Source organism: Streptacidiphilus cavernicola (genome assembly GCF_042510955.1).
Taxonomy (GTDB): Bacteria; Actinomycetota; Actinomycetes; order Streptomycetales; family Streptomycetaceae; genus Streptacidiphilus; species Streptacidiphilus cavernicola.
In genome coordinates, this window is record NZ_JBHFAB010000038.1 from 1 (window position 1) to 18,111 (window position 18,111).

Sequence of the window (18,111 nt, forward strand, 5' to 3'; positions counted from 1 at the left end):
GGCCTACCTCACCGGGCTGCTGGCCGCTCTGGCCGGTCGCACGGCCGAGGCGGAGCAGCACCTGAGGGACGCCCTGGAGCTGCTGGAGACCGACGACAACCTGGAGATCCGCTACACCGCCGCGCACCAGCAGGAGATCGCCGAGACCGTGGTGGCCGAGCTGGGCTGCCCGATCGGCTTCGCCACCGCCGTCCAGGCCGCGCTGCCGCTCGGCGTGGCGCACTCCTACCTGGAGATCCTGGCCGGGTACGCGTTCACCGAGCAGGTCGGCAACTCGACCGTCTACGCCGAACCGGCCGGGGTGGTCGCCGCGATCACGCCGTGGAACTACCCGCTGCACCAGGTCGTCGCCAAGGTCGTCCCGGCACTGGCCGCGGGCTGCACCGTCGTCCTGAAGCCGGCCGAGGACACCCCCCTGGTGGCCCGTCTGTTCGCCCGACTGGTGCACGAAGCCGGTTTCCCGGCCGGGGTGTTCAACCTGGTCACCGGCGTCGGCACGGTCGCGGGCGCGGCGCTGGCCGGACACCCGGACGTCGACCTGGTCTCCTTCACCGGCTCCAGCGCGGTCGGCGCGAGCATCGCCGAGACGGCCGGACGCGGCATCAAGCGGGTCGCCCTGGAGCTCGGCGGCAAGTCCGCCAACGTGGTCCTGCCCGGCGCCGACCTGGCCCGCGCGGTCAACGTCAACGTCGGCAACGTCTTCGCCAACTCCGGCCAGACCTGCACCGCCTGGACCCGGCTGCTGGTGCACCAGGACCAGTACCAGGAGGCGGTGGAACTCGCCGCCAAGGCCGCCGCCAAGTACGTCCCCGGCGACCCGACCGACCCGGCCACCCGGCTCGGCCCGGTGGTCAACGCCAAGCAGCGGGACCGGGTCCGCGGCTACATCGAGACCGCCGTCGCCGAGGGCGCACGGGTGGTCGCGGGCGGCCCGGAGGCGCCCGAGGGCCTGGAGACCGGCTTCTACATCCGCCCGACCGTCCTCGCCGACGTCACCCCGGACGCCACCGTGGCGCAGGAGGAGATCTTCGGCCCGGTGCTGTCGATCCTCTCCTACCGGGACGAGGCGCACGCGCTGAGCATCGCCAACGGCACCGACTACGGCCTCGCGGGCGGGGTCTGGGCGGCGGACAACGAGACCGCGGCGGCGTTCGCCCGGGGCATGGACACCGGCCAGATCGACATCAACGGCGGACGGTTCAACCCGCTCGCGCCGTTCGGCGGCTACAAGCGCTCCGGCGTGGGCCGCGAGTTGGGACGGCACGGCCTGGAGGAGTTCCTCCAGCCCAAGTCGCTGCAGTTCTGATACATCGTCAACATTTTTGTCCAGTAACGGAAAGAGGCCCAGCATGGTCCGCGCCGCCCTGCTCCCCGCGGTGGGGGCACCGCTCGAACTCGTCGAGATCGAGCTGCCCGAGCCCGGCCCCGGCCGGGTCAGGGTGAAGCTGGCCGCGGCCGGCGTCTGCCACTCCGACCTGTCCCTGTCCAACGGCGTGCTGCGGGCCAAGACCCCGGTGGTGCTCGGCCACGAGGGCGCGGGCACGGTCGTCTCGGTCGGCGAGGGCGTCGGCACGGTCCGTCCCGGCGACCAGGTGGTGCTCAACTGGGCCCCGGCCTGCGGGCACTGCCACCTCTGCGGGATCGGCGAACCGTGGCTCTGCGAGAACTCCTACGCCGCCTCGACCGAGACCTACGCCGCGCTGCCGGACGGCACCGGCCTCTACCCCGGCCTGGGCGTCGCCGCCTTCGCCGAGGAGACCGTGGTCGCCGAGAACGCGCTGATCCCGCTGCCGCAGGGGGTACCGCTGACCTCGGCGGCACTGCTCGGCTGCGCGGTGCTCACCGGCTACGGCGCGGTGCACAACGCCGCCCGGGTCAGGGCCGGTGAGTCGGTACTGGTGTACGGGCTGGGCGGGGTCGGCCTCGCGGTGCTCCAGGCCGCGCGGATCGCCGGAGCCGCGCCGATCATCGCGGTGGACGTCAGCCCGGAGAAGGAGGAGCTGGCCCGGCGGCACGGCGCCACCGACTTCCTGGTCGCCGACGACGGGACCGCCAAGGCCGTCCGCAAGCTCACCGGCGGACAGGGCGCCGACCACGCCTTCGAGTGCGTGGGGCGCGGCAGCACCGTCCGGGCCGCCTGGTCCGCGACCCGCCGCGGCGGGCGGACCACGGTGGTCGGCATCGGCGGCAAGGACGACCTGGTCTCCTTCTCCGCACTGGAGCTGTTCCACTTCGCCCGGACCATCGGCGCCTGCGTCTACGGCAACAGCGACCCGGTCAAGGACGTCCCGGTGCTGGCCGAGCACGTCCGCTCGGGCGCGCTGGACCTGGAGGCGCTGATCACCGACCGGATCACGCTGGAGCAGATCCCGGACGCGTTCGAACGGATGGCGCGGGGGCGCGGCGGGCGGTCGCTGGTCGTCTTCGACTGAGCCCGACCGCGGGTGCGTCCGAAGTGGTTCGACGCGCGGGCGGGCGGAACGTTAGGGTGATTTGTTACGCCCGCCCGAGGACCGAGGATTTCACGTGAGTTCCGACCAGCCCGCCAGCGCGTCCCACGTCCTCGAAGAGGCCTCGCGACGTCGCACCTTCGCGGTGATCAGCCACCCGGACGCAGGCAAGTCGACGCTCACCGAGGCGCTCGCCCTGCACGCCCAGGCGATCACCTCGGCGGGCGCGGTGCACGGCAAGGGCGGACGCAAGGGCGTCACCTCCGACTGGATGGAGCTGGAGAAGGAGCGCGGCATCTCGGTCACCTCGGCCGCGCTGCAGTTCGGCCACCGGGACCATGTGATGAACCTGGTGGACACCCCCGGCCACGCCGACTTCTCCGAGGACACCTACCGGGTGCTGTCCGCGGTCGACTGCGCGATCATGCTGGTGGACGCGGCCAAGGGCCTGGAGGAGCAGACCCGCAAGCTGTTCTCGGTCTGCCGGCACCGCGGCGTCCCGGTGATCACCTTCATCAACAAGTGGGACCGCCGCGGCCGTGAGGCGCTGGAGCTGCTGGACGACATCGAGAACGTGCTCGGCATCACCCCGGTCCCGGTGGTCTGGCCGGTCGGCAACGCGGGCAACCTGCGCGGGCTGGTCGAGGCCTCGAACACCGAGCAGATGCGCCGCTTCACCCGGGTCCCCGGCGGCACCCACAAGGCGGTCGAGGAGAAGCTGACCGCGGCCGAGGCCACAGCGGCCGAGGGAGAGGTCTGGGAGACCGCTCTGGAGGAACTGGAGCTGGTGCTCTCCTCGGGCCCCGGCTGGGACCCGGAGGCGTTCCGGGCCGGGAAGATCAGCCCGGTGTTCTTCGGCGCGGCGCTCACCAACATCGGCGTCGGGCTGCTGCTGGACGCCGTGGTGGACCTGGCCCCGGCCCCCGGGCCGCGTCCGCTGGCCGTCGCCGAGGCAACACGTCCGGTGGAGAGCGACTTCTCCGGCCTGGTCTTCAAGATCCAGGCGAACATGGATCCGGCGCACCGCGACCGGATCGCCTTCGTCCGGGTCTGCTCCGGCGTCTTCGAGCGCGGCATGAACGTGACCCGGGCGGCCAGCGGCCGGTCCTTCGCCACCAAGTACGCGCACACCGTCTTCGGCGCGGAGCGCACCGTGGTCGACACCTCCTACCCCGGCGACGTGGTCGGCCTGATCAACGCGACCGCGCTGCGGGTTGGCGACACCCTCTACGCCGGGAAGAAGGCCGAGTTCCCGCCGCTGCCGGCGTTCGCCCCGGAGCACTTCGCGGTGGCCCGACCGAAGGACATCAGCCGGTCGAAGCAGTTCCGCAAGGGCATCTCGCAGCTGGACGAGGAGGGCGTGGTGCAGGTGCTGGTCTCGGACCGGCGCGGCGACCAGGCCCCGGTGCTGGCGGCGGTCGGCCCGATGCAGTTCGACGTGGTGCTGCACCGGATGGAGCACGAGTTCTCGTCCCCGATCACGCTGGACCACCTCCCCTACAACATCGCCCGGGTCACCGACGCCGAGGGTGCGGCCGTGCTCAACCGCGCCCGCCTGGTCACCGGCGAGACGCTGACCCGCCGCAGCGACGACGTGCTGCTGGCGCTGTTCGGCGACAAGTGGCAGATGAACAGCTTCGTCCGGAGCAACCCGGACGTGAAGCTGGAGACCCTCATCGCGACGGCGGACTGACCGGGCGGGCACGGCGGCTGGTGCGGCGGGCTCCCGGTTTGTAGACGGAGAGCACGGTCGCCGTGGTGTAGATCGTCCCGGCCACGATCGGGGCGGCGACCAGGCTGTTGCCCAACCTGCCGGGCCCGCCGGTGGCCAGGCAGTGCGCGACGGCGTGGTCCAGCAGCGACAGCAGACCGAAGCTGGTGGCGGTGGCGGCGCCCACGGTCAGCACCAGCTTGATCACCACCCAGCGGTAGCGCAGCAGCCCCCACGGCGTGCCCAGCGACAGCACCACCCCGGTCAGCAGCGCCAGCAGCGCGACCGGCAGCACCACCGCGTACCCGAGCAGGTCCATCGCCCGGTACACCCCCAACTCCCCGTCCGGCGGCGTGAACCAGCGCCCGGTCACGCCGAGCGCCAGCAGCCCGAGGTCCAGGCCCAGCCAGCCGACGGACGTGATCACGTGCAGCGTCAGCCAGAACCGCCGCGCGCCCGGCCCGAGCCGGAACAACGGCGGCGCGGACGGCGACGGCGCGGACGGCGACGGCGCGGACGGCGACACGGCAGGGACGGGAGCAGCGGACATGCCTCCACCCTGCCGCCCCGGCGCGCCCCGCGCGTCGTCGCAGGAGCGGCTCCCGCCCTACTCCCACCGCAGTATGCGGCCTGCCCCCGGCGTCAGCCGGAGTCGCGGACGACCAGGGTCGGGTGGAAGACCGCCGACTGCAGCGTCTCCGCCGGTTCCACGATCCGCGCCAGCAGCAGTTCGGCCATCCGCGCCGCCATCTCCTCCAGCGGCTGCCGCACCGTGGACAGCGGCGGGTCGCAGGCCAGCGCCGCGCTGCTGTCGTCGAAGCCGACCAGCGCGACGTCCTCGGGAATCCGCCGCCCGGCCCGGTTCAGCACCGGGATCGTGCCGAGGGCCATCAGGTCGGAGGCGACGAACACCGCGTCCAGGTCCGGCGCCTGCTCCAGCAACTCCCGCATCGCGACCGCGCCGCCGTGCTGGGTGAAGTCGCCCTCGACCACCCCTGCCTCCTGCATCCCGTGCGCGGCCATCGCCTGGCGGAAGCCGGTGAGCCGCTCCTGCGCCGAGGGCATGTCCAGCGGCCCGGCCAGGTGCGCGATCCGGCGTCGGCCGCGGCCCACCAGGTGGTCCACCGCGAGGACGGCCCCGGCCCGCTGGTCGGCCTCGACGAAGCTGATCGGCGTGGTCTGGCCGGGACGGCCGGAGAGCACGGCGGGCACCTGCGCCTCGGCCAGCATCCCGGGCAGCGGGTCGGCGATGTGCCCGCAGATCAGCACCACGCCGTCGACGTGCCCCTGCCGCAGGTAGCTGACCAGGTGGGCGCGTGAGTCGGCGTCGTCCACCAGCATCAGCACCATCTGCACGCCGCGCGGGCGGATCACCTCCATGACGCCGGTGACCACCCGGCCGAAGAAGGGGTCGGTGAACATGCGGCCGAGGAACGGGTCGGCGACGTGCCGGGACTCGGCCTCGGAGACGACCAGCGCGATCGAGTCGGTCCGCCGGGTGACCAGCGAGCGGGCCGCCCGGTTGGGCACGTAGTTGGTGGCGGCGACGGCGTCCTCGACGAGCTGGCGCATGGCGGGGTCGACCGTGGTACTGCCGTTGATGACACGGGAGACGGTGGCACGGGACACGCCGGCGACCCTCGCCACGTCCTCGAGCGTGACCGAACCCAGCGACGGCGGCTTCCTGTTCATGACGTAGTTATACCTGCTGTGACGAAGGGGAGGAGCCGCCGTCCCCGGTTGCGAGTCGGTTACTGTCTACGCGCCGCCACCAGCCCCGGCTACTGCCCGCGCGGGCGGAGGCCCGCCGCCCGGTAGACGTCGTCGATCAGGCCCATGGTGGCCACCGCGTCCTCGGCCGGGGTCAGCACCGGGCCGCCGTTCAGCACCGCCTCGGTGAACGCCCGCAACTGGTAGGTGTAGGTGTGCCCGCCCGGGACCCGCTCCCGCCGCCGCCCCGCCGCGGTCCGTACCGTCAGCCGGTGGAACAGCTGCGGGGCAAGGTAGTTGACGACCCTCAGCTCGCCCGCGTCGCCGCGCACGGTCGCGCTGAAGTCCAGCAGCCGCCGGGACCACAGCGAGGCGGTGATCCGTCCGCTCGCCCCGCCGGGGAAACGCAGCTCGGCGGTCATCGCCCGGTCCACGTCCGGGCCGTGCAGCTTCGCCTCGGCGCTGACCACCTCCGGCGTGCCCTGCGCGGCCCCGCCCAGCAGCCGCAGCAGGTGCAGGGCGTAGCAGCCGCCGTCCATCAGCGCACCGCCGCCGAGCGGGTAGCTGTAGCGGATGTCCCCGAACACCGGCAACGGGAAGCACATCGCTGTCCGCACCGAGCGGATCGTGCCCAGCTCGCCGCTGTCCACGATCTCCCGCAGCCGCGCCGCCAGCGGGTGGTAGCGGTAGTGGAACGCCTCCATCACCACCCGCCCGGAGGCCTCGGCGGCGTCGGCGACCGCTCGGGCCTCGGCCGCGTTGGCGGTGAACGGCTTCTCGCAGAGCACGTGCTTCCCGGCCGCCAGCGCCTTGAGGGTCCACTCGGCGTGCAGGGCGTTGGGCAGCGGGTTGTAGACCGCGTCCAGGTCCGGGTCGTCCAGCAGTGCCTGGTAGTCGGGGTGGACGGTGCCGATGCCGTGCTTGGCGGCGAAGCTCCGGGCCCGCTCAGGATCCCGCGCGGCCACCGCGGTGACCACGGCGGCGGGCAGCTTCGCCGCAGGCCGGATCAGGGCGGAGGGGGCGATCCTGGCGGCGCCGAGGACCCCGATCCGCAGCGGGGCGCCGGGGGTCTCGGCGGGGCTCGTGGGCGGTGTGGAGGGCGTGGCGGTCATGCGGGTCAGCCTAGGGACGCCCGGCCGCGATGAACACGCACAGGGCGAGCCCCAGTTGCGCTCCCGGCTCACCGGCTCCGGGTCAGGCAGCCGCCAGGTCCGCGGCCAGGCCCAGCGCCCCCCGCGTCACGCTTCTCCGACCGCCGCTATCCCCGCACTCCTCGTCGGCGGAGCCGCCCTGCTCCCGGGCCACCTGCCACAGCGCCCGCAGGGTCGCGGTCCAGTGGTGGTCGGCGATCGCCCCGGCCATCAGCGGATGCTCCCGCACCGCCCGCTGCGCCGCCTCCTGCGCGCCGCGCAGCCGCTGGTACTCCGCCTGCCGGGGCAGCGGCCAGGCGAGCAGCGGGCTGCTGGGCCCCGCCAGCACGAACGCGCGCGTCGCCGCCTCGCAGGCCCAGACCTGCTGCTGGGCCCGCACGAGGTCACGCGGAAAGCGGGTGCCTGTTGACGACATGACCTCATTCTGGCAGCCGCCACTGACAGTCGGCTCCACGGCGGATGAAGGTCTCCTGAGGATCGGTCAGGCAGTCGCCGCGCCGGCGGCCCCGGTGGTACCTGCCCGCATCGTGGCGATCGGAATGTCCCGCATCCCGCGGAGCGGCGAGAACACCAGCCACATCCCGGTGAGCGCCATGATCGTGGCGCCGATCCACAGCGTGGGACGCAGCCCCAGCCAGGTCGCGAGCCCCCCGCCGATCAGCGCGCTGGCCGGGACCGTGCTCCAGATCAGCCAGCGGATCGACGCGTTCACCCGGCCCAGCAGCTCCGGTGGGCACATCGCCTGGCGGTAGGAGATCTGCGCGGTGTTGTAGACCGCGCCGGAGGCGTTGAAGGCCGCCCAGCCCACGCCGTAGACCAGCGCGCCCCAGCCGGACCAGGCCAGCGGGATCAGGAAGGTGAGCGGGGCGGGCACCACCAGGGCCACCCACATGATCCGGGCCGTCCCGACCCGCTGGGCCAGCCGGTGGGCCATCAGGCTGCCAGCGAACCCGCCGAGCGTGCCGAGCCCGAGCACGATGCCGATCTGGGTGGGGCTGGAGTGGACCGAGCGGATCAGGAAGACCACTTCGAGCGAGGTGACCACGCCGATGGCCAGGTTCGCGGTGGCGGTGCAGGCGGCGATCCGGCGCAGGATCGCGTCACCGAAGACAAAGCGCAGCCCCTCCCCCATCGCCGCCCGGAAGCCCACCCGGGGAGCGCCGGACACGGCCTCCCGACCGGTCTCCGGTGTCCGGATCAGCACCAGCGTGAGGACGCTGACGGCGTAGGTGATCGAGTCGAGGGAGATCGCCCGCGCGGCACCGAACACCCCGGACAGGGCGGCGCCGAGGCTCGGGCCGAGCGAGTCGGCGAGGGTCTCCGAGGCCCGCAGTTTGCCGTTGCCGTCCACGAGTTGCTCGCGGGTCAGCAGGGTCGGCAGGTAGCTCTGGTCGGCGACGTCGAAGAACACCCGGAAGGTGCCGATGGCCAGCGCGGCGAGCGCCAGCTGCCACATGGTGACCGAGCCGAAGACGGTGGCGAGCGGGATGGAGCCCACCGCGAGCATGCGTCCGACGTCGCACCAGATCATCAGCATCCGCCGGTTCCGCACCCGGTCGACGATGACGCCCGCGGGCAGCGTCAGCACCAGGGAGGGCAGTCGGATCATCACGGTGAGCAGGGCGACCTGGAACACCGACGCGTCCAGCGTACGGACCGCGATGAGGGGAAGGACCAGGGTGGAGACGGCTGTTCCGACATCGCTGACGGCACCACCGGACCAGAGCAGCAGGAAGTCCCGGTGCCGCCAGAGGCTCGGTTTCGGTGGAGATGAGTCGGATGTCATGGCCATGGTCTTTTCGGTCACCCCCTATGCCTACACCGCCTGAAGGCCCGACCCAAGCACTCTTGAAGAATTTTCACAACTGAGCGTGGTGACACCCAGTGGGCCATAACCTCAAGGCAGGAACCCCCTACTGGCGAACACCTGAGCGAGCACGTTAATGAGCGAGCAAAACCGGGTGGCCACCGCGACGGACACCCTCGTGCTGCCGCCGCGGCTCACCGACTCGGCACTCACCCTGCGTGACACAGCGCGTGCACGCGGTCTGCACACCGTGCAACTGACCGACTTCGCCGTCCCGGACGACCTCAGGGCCCAGCGCCTGCACGCCGGACCGGCCTTCGCCGACGCCGTGGCCGGCCCCCTGGGCATCACCCTGCTGGAGGCCCCGGCGGACTGGCTGACCCGGCTGCCGGAGGAGTTCACCCGCCGCCGGATCCTGGCGATGCCGCTGGGCGACGCGTACCCGCTGCGGCGGCCGGTCTTTGTGAAGTCGCCGAACGACAAGGGCATCCCGGCCGGCGGTCGAGGCGGCGGGCTGAGCGGTGCGGCCCGTTCGCCCGGGGGGCCGCCCGCCGGTACTCCGGTGGCGCCCCGGCCGTGGAATTGGCAGGATTCCTGCTGATGACTGACGATCCGTCCACTCCCGCCGCCGACGCGGCAGCTCCCCTCCCTTACTCACCCTTTTACTCACCCTTCTCAGCCGGATTCGACCACCGCGCCGCCGCCCGCGACTCGCTGCGCGGCCTCGCCGTCGGCGACGCCTTCGGCGCCCAGTTCTTCGTCCCCGACAACCTGCCCGCCCTGCGCGAGCGCCGACTGCCGCCCCCGCTCTGGCCGTGGACCGACGACACCGAGATGGCCTGTTCGGTGTTCACCGCCCTCCGCGACCGCGGCACGGTGGACCACGGGGAACTGGCCGCGTCCTTCGCCCGGCACCACGACTTCGACCGCGGCTACGGCCCGGCGACCAATCGTCTGCTGCGGCTGGTCCGCGAGGGCGGATCATGGCGTGAACTCGCCACCGGCCTCTTCGGCGGCCAGGGTTCCTGGGGCAACGGCGCAGCGATGCGGGTCGCCCCGCTCGGCGCCTGGTTCGCCGCGGACCTGGACGAGGCCGTCCGGCAGGCCACCCGCTCCGCGGAGGTGACCCACACACACCCGGAGGCCGTGGCCGGCGCGGTCGCGGTAGCGCTCGCCGCCGCCGTCGCCACCCGCACCCGGGGTCGGGGCCAGGACCAGGGCCAGACCGGTACTGCCGTGCCACCGCAGGAACTGCTGCTCCCAGTCCTGGAGTCGACCCCGCCCAGCCGGGTCCGCGACGGCGTGGCCGAGGCCCTGGAGCTGCTCGACCGACCCCAGCCGGTGGAGTTCGCCGCCCACCGGCTCGGCAACGGCCGCCAGGTCAGCGCGGTGGACACGGTCCCCTTCACGCTCTGGTGCGCGGCCCGCCACCTGGACGACTACCAGGCCGCCCTGTGGGCCACCGCCTCGGTCGGCGGGGACGTGGACACCACCTGCGCGATCGTCGGCGGCATCGTCGCCGCCCACCTCGGCGCCGACGCCGTCCCCGCCCCCTGGCGTGATTCCACCGAGCCGCTTCCGGCCTGGGCAGATCCCGACCGGCGATCCGGCCCGCAGCGAACGGACCGGCCCACCAGCACAGTTGACGCTCCGTCAGTGAATGCGTTTGGCCAGGTGGCGGGCGCGGAGGCGGTCCGCGGTGATGGCAAGGCCGAGGACGCAGCCAAGGACGATGTTGGTGTAGTCGGAGTTGATCTGCAGGGTGGTCAGCCCGTTGTTGATCAGCTCCAGCAGGATCGTCCCGGCCACGATGCCCATGATCCGCCCCTGCCCGCCGGTGAGGCTGACCCCGCCGATGACCGCGGCGGCGATCGCCGACAGCTCCCAGCCGACGCCGACGCCGCTCGCGGAGCCGACGCCCATGCGGCCCAGCACCAGCATCCCGGCGAAGGCCGACAGCAGTGAGCTGGTGACATACATGGACACCACCCGCCGGTCCCCGCGGACCCCGGCCAGCCGGGCCGCCTCGGGGTTGCCGCCGACGGCGTAGACCTGGCGTCCGGCGTAGGTCCGCTCCAGGAAGAACCACGCCAGCACCGCGACGACCGCGAACAGCACCAGCGGCACCGGGATCTGCGCCAGATAGCTCTGGCCGAGGTCGCCGAAGAAGCCGGAGATGCCGACGATCGAGGTGCCGGAGGTGACCGCCAGCGTGACGCCCTGGGCGACGGTGTAGGTGACCAGGGTGACCACGAAGGGCGGCATCTTCAGCCGGGTGACCGCGAGCCCGTGCACCAGGCCGACCAGCCCGGCGACCAGCAGCGTGGCCAGGACCGCGACCCCGGCCGGCAGTCCGGCCCTGACGTTGAACCAGGACATCAGGATCACGCTGGTGCCGAGCAGCGCGCCGACCGACAGGTCGATCCCCCCGGTCAGGATCACCAGCGACTCGCCGATGGCGATCAGCCCGTACTGGGCCAGGTCGAACCCCATGCCCTGGAGGTTCACCGCGCTGGCGAAGGTGCCCCGGGCCAGCGTGAGCGCGACGAACACGGCGACGCAGGCGGCGACGACGCCCACCTCGGGCGTCTCCACCAGCCGCCGCAGCGGCCGGGGGCCGCGCGGTGCGTCGGGATCCCCCTTGAGCGGGACCGGGACTGTTTCCGTGCTCATGCCGATGCCTCCGTACTCGCCGCCGTCTTGCCTGCCGCCGCGCTGGTCACCGCTGCCCTGCCCGCTACCGCCCCGCCCGCCGACGCCTCACTCGACGCCGCACTCGATGCCGCACCGCCCGCCGCGGCCTGCGTGCCTGCCGCCGCGGTCATGATCCGTTCCTTGCTGAACTGCTCGCGCGGGATGTCCGCGACCACCCGGCCGCCCGCCATGACCACGATCCGGTGGCAGATCCACAGCAGTTCCTCCAACTCGGAGGACGCCGCCAGCACCGCCAGGCCGTCCTGCGCGGCCCGGTCGATGAGTTGGTAGATCTCGGCCTTGGCCCCGACGTCGACCCCGCGGGTCGGTTCGTCCAGCAGCAGCAGCCGGGGCCGAGCCGCGAGCCAGCGGCCGAAGACGACCTTCTGCTGGTTGCCGCCGGACAGGTCGCCGATCGGCTGCTCCTGCGAATGCAGCCGGACGCCGAGGTCGGCCACGATCCGCCCGGCCCGCCGCCGGTCCGCGCCCGGCGTCAGCACCCCGTGCCGGGCGTCCCGCTGCACCGTGGCCAGCGTGGCGTTCCAGCGCACCGGGTGCCGCGGCAGCAGCGCCTGCTCCTTGCGGTCCTCGGGGACGAGTCCGACGCCCGCCGCCACGGCCTCGGCCGGGTGCCGCGGGTGGAAGTCCGCGCCGTCCAGCCGCACCCGGCCCGCGGTGCGGGGTTGGGCGCCCATCAGAGTGTGCAGCAGCCGGCTCCGGCCGGAGCCCATCAGCCCGGCGACGCCGACGATCTCACCGGCGTTCAGCCGCAGGTCGACCGGGCCGAGGCGGTCCGCCGCGAGCCCGCTGACCTCCAGCACCGCCCGGCGCTCGACCGACGCGGGCGGGGTGATGTCGGCGCGGGCGAACTCCGCCCCGACCATCTCCCGGATCATCCGCTCCTCGGTGGCCTGCTCCGGCGTCAGGTCGGCGACCAGGCGCCCGCTGCGCAGGACCAGCACCCGGTCGGCGATGTTCCGCACCTCGTCCAGCCGGTGGCCGATGAACAGCACCGCGCCGCCGTCGGCGGTGTGCCGACGGGCCAGTGCCAGGACCTTGTCCGCCTCCACCGGCCCCAGCGAGGAGGTCGGCTCGTCCAGGATCAGCACCAGCGGACGGTTGCCCCAGGCCTTGGCGATCTCGATCATCTGCCGCAGCGGGACCGGGAGATGCTCCACCGCGCGGTCGACGTCGACGTCCGCGACGCCGATGTCGGCCAGCAGTTCCCGTGCCTCGCGCCGGGTGCCGTTGCGGTCGAACAGCGCCCGGCGCAGCGGGCCCGCGTGCTGCGCGGCCCGGGTGCGTCGGCCGAGCAGCAGGTTCTCGGCCACGCTGAGCTTGCCGACGAGCGGGAACTCCTGGGCGACCATGCTCACCCCCAGCGCCTTGGCCAGGTCGGGACGGCCGCCCGGCAGGGGCTGGTCGGCGATCAGGACCTCACCCGCGGTCGGGGTGACGGTGCCGGAGAGCACACCCATCAGGGTGGACTTGCCGGCCCCGTTCTCGCCCACGACACAGGTGATCTGACCGCGCCTCAGTTCCAGTGCCGGGAGGTCCAGCACGGTGACCGGACCGTAGCTCTTCCGCACTCCGCGCAGGACGGCTGCCGGAAGCCCGGCGGCGTCCCCGCGCGGGGAGGAGGAGGCGTCCGGACCGGGGACGTCGGTGGTCATCCGCGTCACCCCGCGATGCCGAGCTGGGTCAGCTTGGCCTTGTAGGCGCTGAGGTTGGCCTGGGTGACCACGCCGACCCCGGAGCTGACGGTCGTCCCGTCGGACTCCAGGTAGGGCTTGACCAGGGCCAGCGTCGCGTCCTTGCCCAGCACCTTGAACGCGGCCAGCAGGTAGGCGCCGGTGTAGCCCTGCTGGTAGGGCTCCTGGACGATGGTGGCCTGGATCGCCCCGGACTGGATGAACTGCAGCGTCTGCGGGTCGGTGTCGTCGGAAATGATCTTTATGTGCCCTGACTTCCCCGCGGCCTGGACCGCCTGCGCGGCGGACGGGCCGTCATAGGAGTAGACCCCGTACAGGCCGGTGATGTTGGGGTCGGTCTGGACCGCGGTCTGCGCGTTGGTCAGCGCCTTGGAGGCGTCCATGCTGTCCGAGAGCTTGTTGACGACCTTGATGCCGGTGCCCTTGAGGGCGTCCTCGAAGCCCTGGATCCGCTGCACCGCGTTGGAGGCGGTCAGCGAGCCGACCAGGACCGCCACCTCGCCCTTGCCGCCCAGCGCCGCCTTCATCGCCTCCCCGGCCTTCTGCCCGGCCTCGTAGTTGGGGGTGCCCAGGTAGAGGTCCGCGCCGTCCTCGGCGGGGAGGGGCGAGTCGATCGCCAGCACCGGGATCCCGGCCGCGTTGGCGGAGGCGATCGGGGCCTTGATCGCGGTGGGGTCGATCGCCGAGACGCTGAAGCCGCTGATGTTCTGGCCGCGCAGGGTCTGGATGATCGACAGCTGCTGGTCCAGACGGCCGTTGGCCGGAGCCTGGAAGGTGCCCTTGACGCCCAGGTCGGCGACGCCCTTGTTGAAGCCGACCTTGCCCGCGTTCCAGTAGTCGACGGCGACGTTGACCACCATGGCCAGGTCCAGCTTGGAGACGTCCTTGCCCGCCAGTGCGGTCTTCAGGGCGGCGTCCAGCTTGGCCAGGTTGGCGTCGTTGAAGGTGATGTCGCCCTGGATCGCCGGTGCCGCCGCACTGGCCCCGGCCGAGTCGGAGCCGGCCGCGGCCGGGGTGGTGCTGCCCGCGCCCTGCTTGCTGCAGGCGGTGGCGGCGGTCAGTGCCATGACGGCCACGGCCGCCAGGGCGGCGAACCGGCGGTTTCTGAGGTTGGAGCGCATCTGTGGTTCCTCTCGGAGGGTGGTCTGATCCACGTGTGCGGTGCTGGGCCGTTCTCCGTGCGAATGTGATCGCTAACAATTGGTGCGGTGAAGCAGTGATCAGGAAGGACAGGAAGGACAGGAAGGACGGGAAGAATTCAGCCGCGCCCGACGGCTGTTCCGGTGCTCTGCCGCAGGATCAGCTCGGGGGCGACCATGACATGCCGTCGGATCCCGCCCCGGCCGGCGGCGTCCTCCGGCTCCTCGGCCCGCTCGTCGATCTGCTCGACCAGCAGTTCCAGACCGCGCCGCCCCAGTTCGCCGAAGTCCTGACGGACCGTGGTGAGCGGCGGCGCGAGGTAGGCGGACTCCGGGATGTCGTCGAAGCCGATCACGCTGACGTCCGCGGGCACCTGCCGCCCGCGTTCGTGCATCGCCCGCAGCAGGCCGAGCGCCATATGGTCGTTGGCGCAGAACACCGCGGTGACCTCGGGGTCCTCGGCCAGGTGCAGCCCCGCCTCGTACCCGGAGCGGGCACTCCAGTCGCCCAGGACGTGCCGGGTCACCGGTCGTCCCGCCTCGGTGAGCGTCGCGCGCCAGCCCTCGCGGCGCGCCTGCGCGTCGAGCCAGCTGGTCGGACCGGCCACATGGTGGACGGTGCGGTGGCCCAGGTCCAGCAGGAAGCGGACCGCGGCGCGGGCGCCGGCCTCGTTGTCCATCGCCACGGCGGACACCCGGTTCGCCGACGCCGCGCCCACCGCGACCATCGGGGTCACCGTGCGGATCTGCCCCAGCGCGCCGACCGCCGACGTCTGCGGCGCGATGACCAGGACCCCCTCGACCGCCTGGTCGCGCAGCCGGTCCACCGCCTCCTGGACCGAACGCCCGTCCAGGGAACGCAGACTGGCGATGCTGACGAAGTACCCGGCGCTGCGGGCCGCCTGCTCGATGCCGTAGAGCATGGACGCGGGCCCGTACAGCGTGGTGTCGAAGCTGACCACCCCCAGGGTCTGCGACCTGCGGGTGACCAGGGCGCGCGCAGCCGAGTTGGGACGGTAGTCCAGCTCCCGGATCGCCTCCAGCACCCGTTCCTTGGTCTCCGCGCGGACGTTGGGCCCGTCGTTCAGGACCCGCGACACCGTCTGGTGCGAGACCCCGGCCAGCCTGGCCACATCCGCCATGACCGGCTGGCGCCCGCCGGCGGTGCTCCCTGCTGCCATGCCCGACTCCCTCGTCCTCGCCTGCGCTTGTCCGTACCGGCGCCACCGGGGGTTTCCGGTGCGGTCCCAGCATCACACGCGGGTCCGCACGCCCCGTGCTCCGCCGTGCGGGTACTGTATTGTTAACGCTCACACCAGTGGTCGTCAACGGGTCGCGGCGGTAACGTTCGGGTTTCGCCCGCAGCCGCGGACCGAGGCCTTCCATCGGCTACAACCCCCGTGCCAGACGGTGGTACGCCTGCTCCCAGCGCAGCTCCCGGGCGAACCGGCGGACGGTGGTCTCCGCGTCGATCAGGGCCAGCTCGGTGCCCGTCATCTCGGCGAAGTCGCACAGTTCGGCGCTGCCGACGGCGGTGGACAGCACGGTGTGGTGCGGTCCCCCGGCGGTCAGCCAGGCCTCGGTGGAGGTGGTCAGGTCCGGCCGGGGGGCCCACACCGCACGGGCCACCGGCAGCCGCGGCAGCGGCTCCAACGGCTCGACCACGTCGACCTCGTTGGCGACCAGCCGGAACCGCTCCCCCAGGTCGGCCAGGCCCACCGTGACGGCGGCGCCGGGGGCCGCGTCGAAGACCAGCCGCACCGGGTCCTCGCGGGCGCCGATGCCGAGCGGGTGGATCTCGCAGCTCGGCTGCCCGGCCGCGATGCTGGGGCAGACCTCCAGCATGTGCGCGCCCAGGATCAACTGCCTTCCGGCGCCAAGGTGGTAGGTGTAGTCCTCCATGAAGGAGCTGCCGCCGGGACGTCCCTCGCCCATGGTCTTGAGGGTGCGCAGCAGCGCCGCCGTCTTCCAGTCGCCCTCGCCGCCGAAGCCGTAGCCGTCGGCCATCAGCCGCTGCACCGCCAGGCCGGGGAGCTGGCGCAGGCCGCCGAGATCCTCGAAGTTGGTGGTGAAGGCGCCGAAGCCGCCCTCGTCGACGAAGCCGCGCAGCCCCCGTTCGATCCGGGCGGCGTAGCGCAGCGAGTCATGCCGCGCGCCGCCGGTCCTGAGCTCCGGGGCCGGCGCGTAGAGCTCCTGGTACTCCTTGACCAGGTCGGTCACCTCGCCGTCGGACACCGCGTCGACCGCGGCGACCAGGTCGTTGACGCCGTAGGTGTTGACCGAGACGCCGAAGCGCAGTTGGGCCTCGACCTTGTCGCCCTCGGTGACCGCGACGTCGCGCATGTTGTCGCCGAACCGGGCGATCCGCAGCCCGCGCAGCTCGGCGCGGCCCCGGGCGGCACGGGCCCAGACCGCCACCCGGTCGGCGACGGCCGGGTCGGTGACATGGCCGGCCACGGTCTTCCGAGGCACCCCGAGACGGGACTGGATGTAGCCGAACTCCCGGTCTCCGTGCGCGGCCTGATTGAGGTTCATGAAGTCCATGTCGATGCTGGACCACGGCAGCGCGGTGTTGGCCTGGGTGTGCAGGTGCAGCAGCGGCTTGTCCAGCGCGTCCAACCCGGCGATCCACATCTTGGCCGGCGAGAAGGTGTGCATCCAGGCGATCACCCCGACGCAGGCGGCGGAGGCGTTGGCGTCGAGCATGGTGCGCCGGATGGCGTCGGCGTCGGTCAGCACCGGCCGCCAGAGCAGCCGCACCGGGAGGTCGGCGGTCGCGGCCAGTTGGTCGGATATCGCCCGGGACTGCCGAGCGACCTGGCTCAGCGTCGATTCCCCGTACAGGTGCTGACTCCCGGTCAGGAACCAGACCTCGGGGGCGGGGGCGGCATGGGTCATGCGTTCACTCCTGGAGGGGTGGGGTCGGGGCGGTCGCGGCGGTCCGCCGATGGGGTGCGGCGGTCCTGCGGTTGGGTGCGGCGGTCCGCCGGTTGGGTGCGGCGGTCCGCCGGTTGGTCGCGGCGGTCCGCCGGTTGGTCTCGGCGATCCGGTTGGTCTCGGCGGTTCGGCTGGTCCAGCGGCTGGCCGTAGACGTTCTGGTAGCGGTCGTGCAGCCGGTCGATCGAGTCCTGGTCCAACCGGGGCACGTCGCCACCCAGTTGGTGCGCCAGGTGGACCGTGCGGGCCACGTCCTCGCACATCACGGCCGCCTTGACGGCCGCGCGGGCGTCCGCGCCGACGGCGAAGACGCCGTGCCCGCGCATCAGCACCGCCGGGGACCGGTGCCCCGACAGCGTGGCGACGATGCCGCGGCCGATGGAGTCGTCCCCGATCAGCGCGAAGGGCCCGAGCGGGATGTCGTCGCCGAACTCGTCGCCCATCGCGGTGATGGCGCAGGGGATCGGCCGTCCGGCGGCGGCCCAGGCGGTGGCGTACGGGGAGTGGGTGTGCACGACGCCGCCGACGTCCGGGCGATGGCGGTAGACGTAGGCGTGCGCGGCGGTGTCCGAGGAGGGCGCGTGCCGTCCGTCCACGACGGCGCCGTGCAGGTCGGTGACGATCATCGTGTCCGGGGTCAGCTCGTCGTAGGAGACGCCCGATGGCTTGATCACCATCAGCTCCTCGCCCGGCACTCGGGCGCTGACATTGCCGCTGGTCCAGGCGACCAGCCCCCAGCGCAGCAGTTCGCCGTGCAGGACGCAGACCTGCTCCCGCAGGTCGTCGAGGGTGTCCATGGC

General features: G+C 72.7%; 14 protein-coding genes and 2 pseudogenes. 5 read left to right on the forward strand and 11 right to left on the reverse strand.

Going from position 1 to position 18,111, the window contains the following annotated elements; all coding sequences use genetic code 11:
* The 3 genes from ACEZDE_RS32385 to ACEZDE_RS32395 all read left to right on the forward strand — a co-directional run.
* Positions 1–1,306 (forward strand): aldehyde dehydrogenase family protein (locus tag ACEZDE_RS32385; RefSeq protein WP_380544269.1); only part of this gene is annotated, 1,306 nt, incomplete at its 5' end.
* A 43-nt stretch (positions 1,307–1,349) separates the two neighbouring features.
* A complete protein-coding gene (locus tag ACEZDE_RS32390) occupies positions 1,350–2,432 on the forward strand; it encodes a Zn-dependent alcohol dehydrogenase (RefSeq protein WP_380544272.1) in 1,083 nt (360 codons plus the stop codon).
* 94 nt (positions 2,433–2,526) lie between these two features.
* On the forward strand, positions 2,527–4,143 hold the full coding sequence (locus tag ACEZDE_RS32395; RefSeq protein ID WP_380544275.1) for a peptide chain release factor 3: 1,617 nt from the start codon (positions 2,527–2,529) through the stop codon (positions 4,141–4,143).
* Here the strand turns inward: ACEZDE_RS32395 and ACEZDE_RS32400 are convergent.
* The 5 genes from ACEZDE_RS32400 to ACEZDE_RS32420 all read right to left on the reverse strand — a co-directional run bounded on the left by ACEZDE_RS32400 (position 4,124) and on the right by ACEZDE_RS32420 (position 8,808).
* Positions 4,124–4,711 (reverse strand): DUF2269 domain-containing protein, encoded by a 588-nt coding sequence (locus ACEZDE_RS32400; RefSeq protein WP_380544278.1) that lies wholly within the window; start codon positions 4,709–4,711, stop codon positions 4,124–4,126. The two genes, ACEZDE_RS32395 and ACEZDE_RS32400, sit on opposite strands and share 20 nt — an antisense overlap.
* Positions 4,712–4,803: 92 nt before the next feature.
* Entirely contained in the window at positions 4,804–5,853 is a 1,050-nt protein-coding gene (locus tag ACEZDE_RS32405) for a LacI family DNA-binding transcriptional regulator (RefSeq protein ID WP_380544281.1), read from the reverse strand.
* 89 nt (positions 5,854–5,942) lie between these two features.
* Positions 5,943–6,983: a Gfo/Idh/MocA family protein gene (locus ACEZDE_RS32410; RefSeq protein WP_380544284.1), complete on the reverse strand. Its 1,041-nt coding sequence runs from the start codon at positions 6,981–6,983 to the stop codon at positions 5,943–5,945.
* 82 nt (positions 6,984–7,065) lie between these two features.
* Positions 7,066–7,437, reverse strand: a complete 372-nt coding sequence (locus ACEZDE_RS32415) for a hypothetical protein (RefSeq protein ID WP_380544287.1) — start codon at positions 7,435–7,437, stop codon at positions 7,066–7,068.
* A 66-nt stretch (positions 7,438–7,503) separates the two neighbouring features.
* Entirely contained in the window at positions 7,504–8,808 is a 1,305-nt protein-coding gene (locus tag ACEZDE_RS32420) for an MFS transporter (protein WP_380544290.1), read from the reverse strand.
* 157 nt (positions 8,809–8,965) lie between these two features.
* Between ACEZDE_RS32420 and ACEZDE_RS32425 the strand changes: the two are divergent.
* Positions 8,966–9,325: pseudogene (locus tag ACEZDE_RS32425) on the forward strand (ATP-grasp domain-containing protein); the annotation flags it as partial.
* A gap of 104 nt (positions 9,326–9,429) precedes the next feature.
* Positions 9,430–10,416: pseudogene (locus ACEZDE_RS32430) on the forward strand (ADP-ribosylglycohydrolase family protein); the annotation flags it as partial.
* Positions 10,417–10,482: 66 nt separating this feature from the next.
* On the opposite strand, the gene ACEZDE_RS32435 reads toward ACEZDE_RS32430, so the two are convergent.
* The 6 genes from ACEZDE_RS32435 to ACEZDE_RS32460 form a co-directional block, all read right to left on the reverse strand.
* Positions 10,483–11,502 (reverse strand): ABC transporter permease, encoded by a 1,020-nt coding sequence (locus ACEZDE_RS32435; RefSeq protein WP_380544293.1) that lies wholly within the window; start codon positions 11,500–11,502, stop codon positions 10,483–10,485.
* Positions 11,499–13,196 carry a sugar ABC transporter ATP-binding protein gene (locus ACEZDE_RS32440; RefSeq protein WP_380544296.1) on the reverse strand — a complete coding sequence of 566 codons (1,698 nt, stop codon included), beginning with the start codon at positions 13,194–13,196 and terminating at the stop codon, positions 11,499–11,501. Before ACEZDE_RS32440 ends, ACEZDE_RS32435 begins: the two co-directional genes overlap by 4 nt.
* A gap of 5 nt (positions 13,197–13,201) precedes the next feature.
* Entirely contained in the window at positions 13,202–14,356 is a 1,155-nt protein-coding gene (locus ACEZDE_RS32445) for a substrate-binding domain-containing protein (RefSeq protein ID WP_380544299.1), read from the reverse strand.
* 137 nt (positions 14,357–14,493) lie between these two features.
* Positions 14,494–15,555 (reverse strand): LacI family DNA-binding transcriptional regulator, encoded by a 1,062-nt coding sequence (locus ACEZDE_RS32450; protein ID WP_380544302.1) that lies wholly within the window; start codon positions 15,553–15,555, stop codon positions 14,494–14,496.
* Between the two features lie 208 nt (positions 15,556–15,763).
* Positions 15,764–17,272, reverse strand: a complete 1,509-nt coding sequence (gene araA / locus ACEZDE_RS32455; protein ID WP_380544305.1) for an L-arabinose isomerase — start codon at positions 17,270–17,272, stop codon at positions 15,764–15,766.
* Positions 17,269–18,108 carry an L-ribulose-5-phosphate 4-epimerase gene (locus ACEZDE_RS32460; protein WP_380544308.1) on the reverse strand — a complete coding sequence of 280 codons (840 nt, stop codon included), beginning with the start codon at positions 18,106–18,108 and terminating at the stop codon, positions 17,269–17,271. Before ACEZDE_RS32460 ends, araA begins: the two co-directional genes overlap by 4 nt.
* Positions 18,109–18,111: the final 3 nt, after the last annotated feature.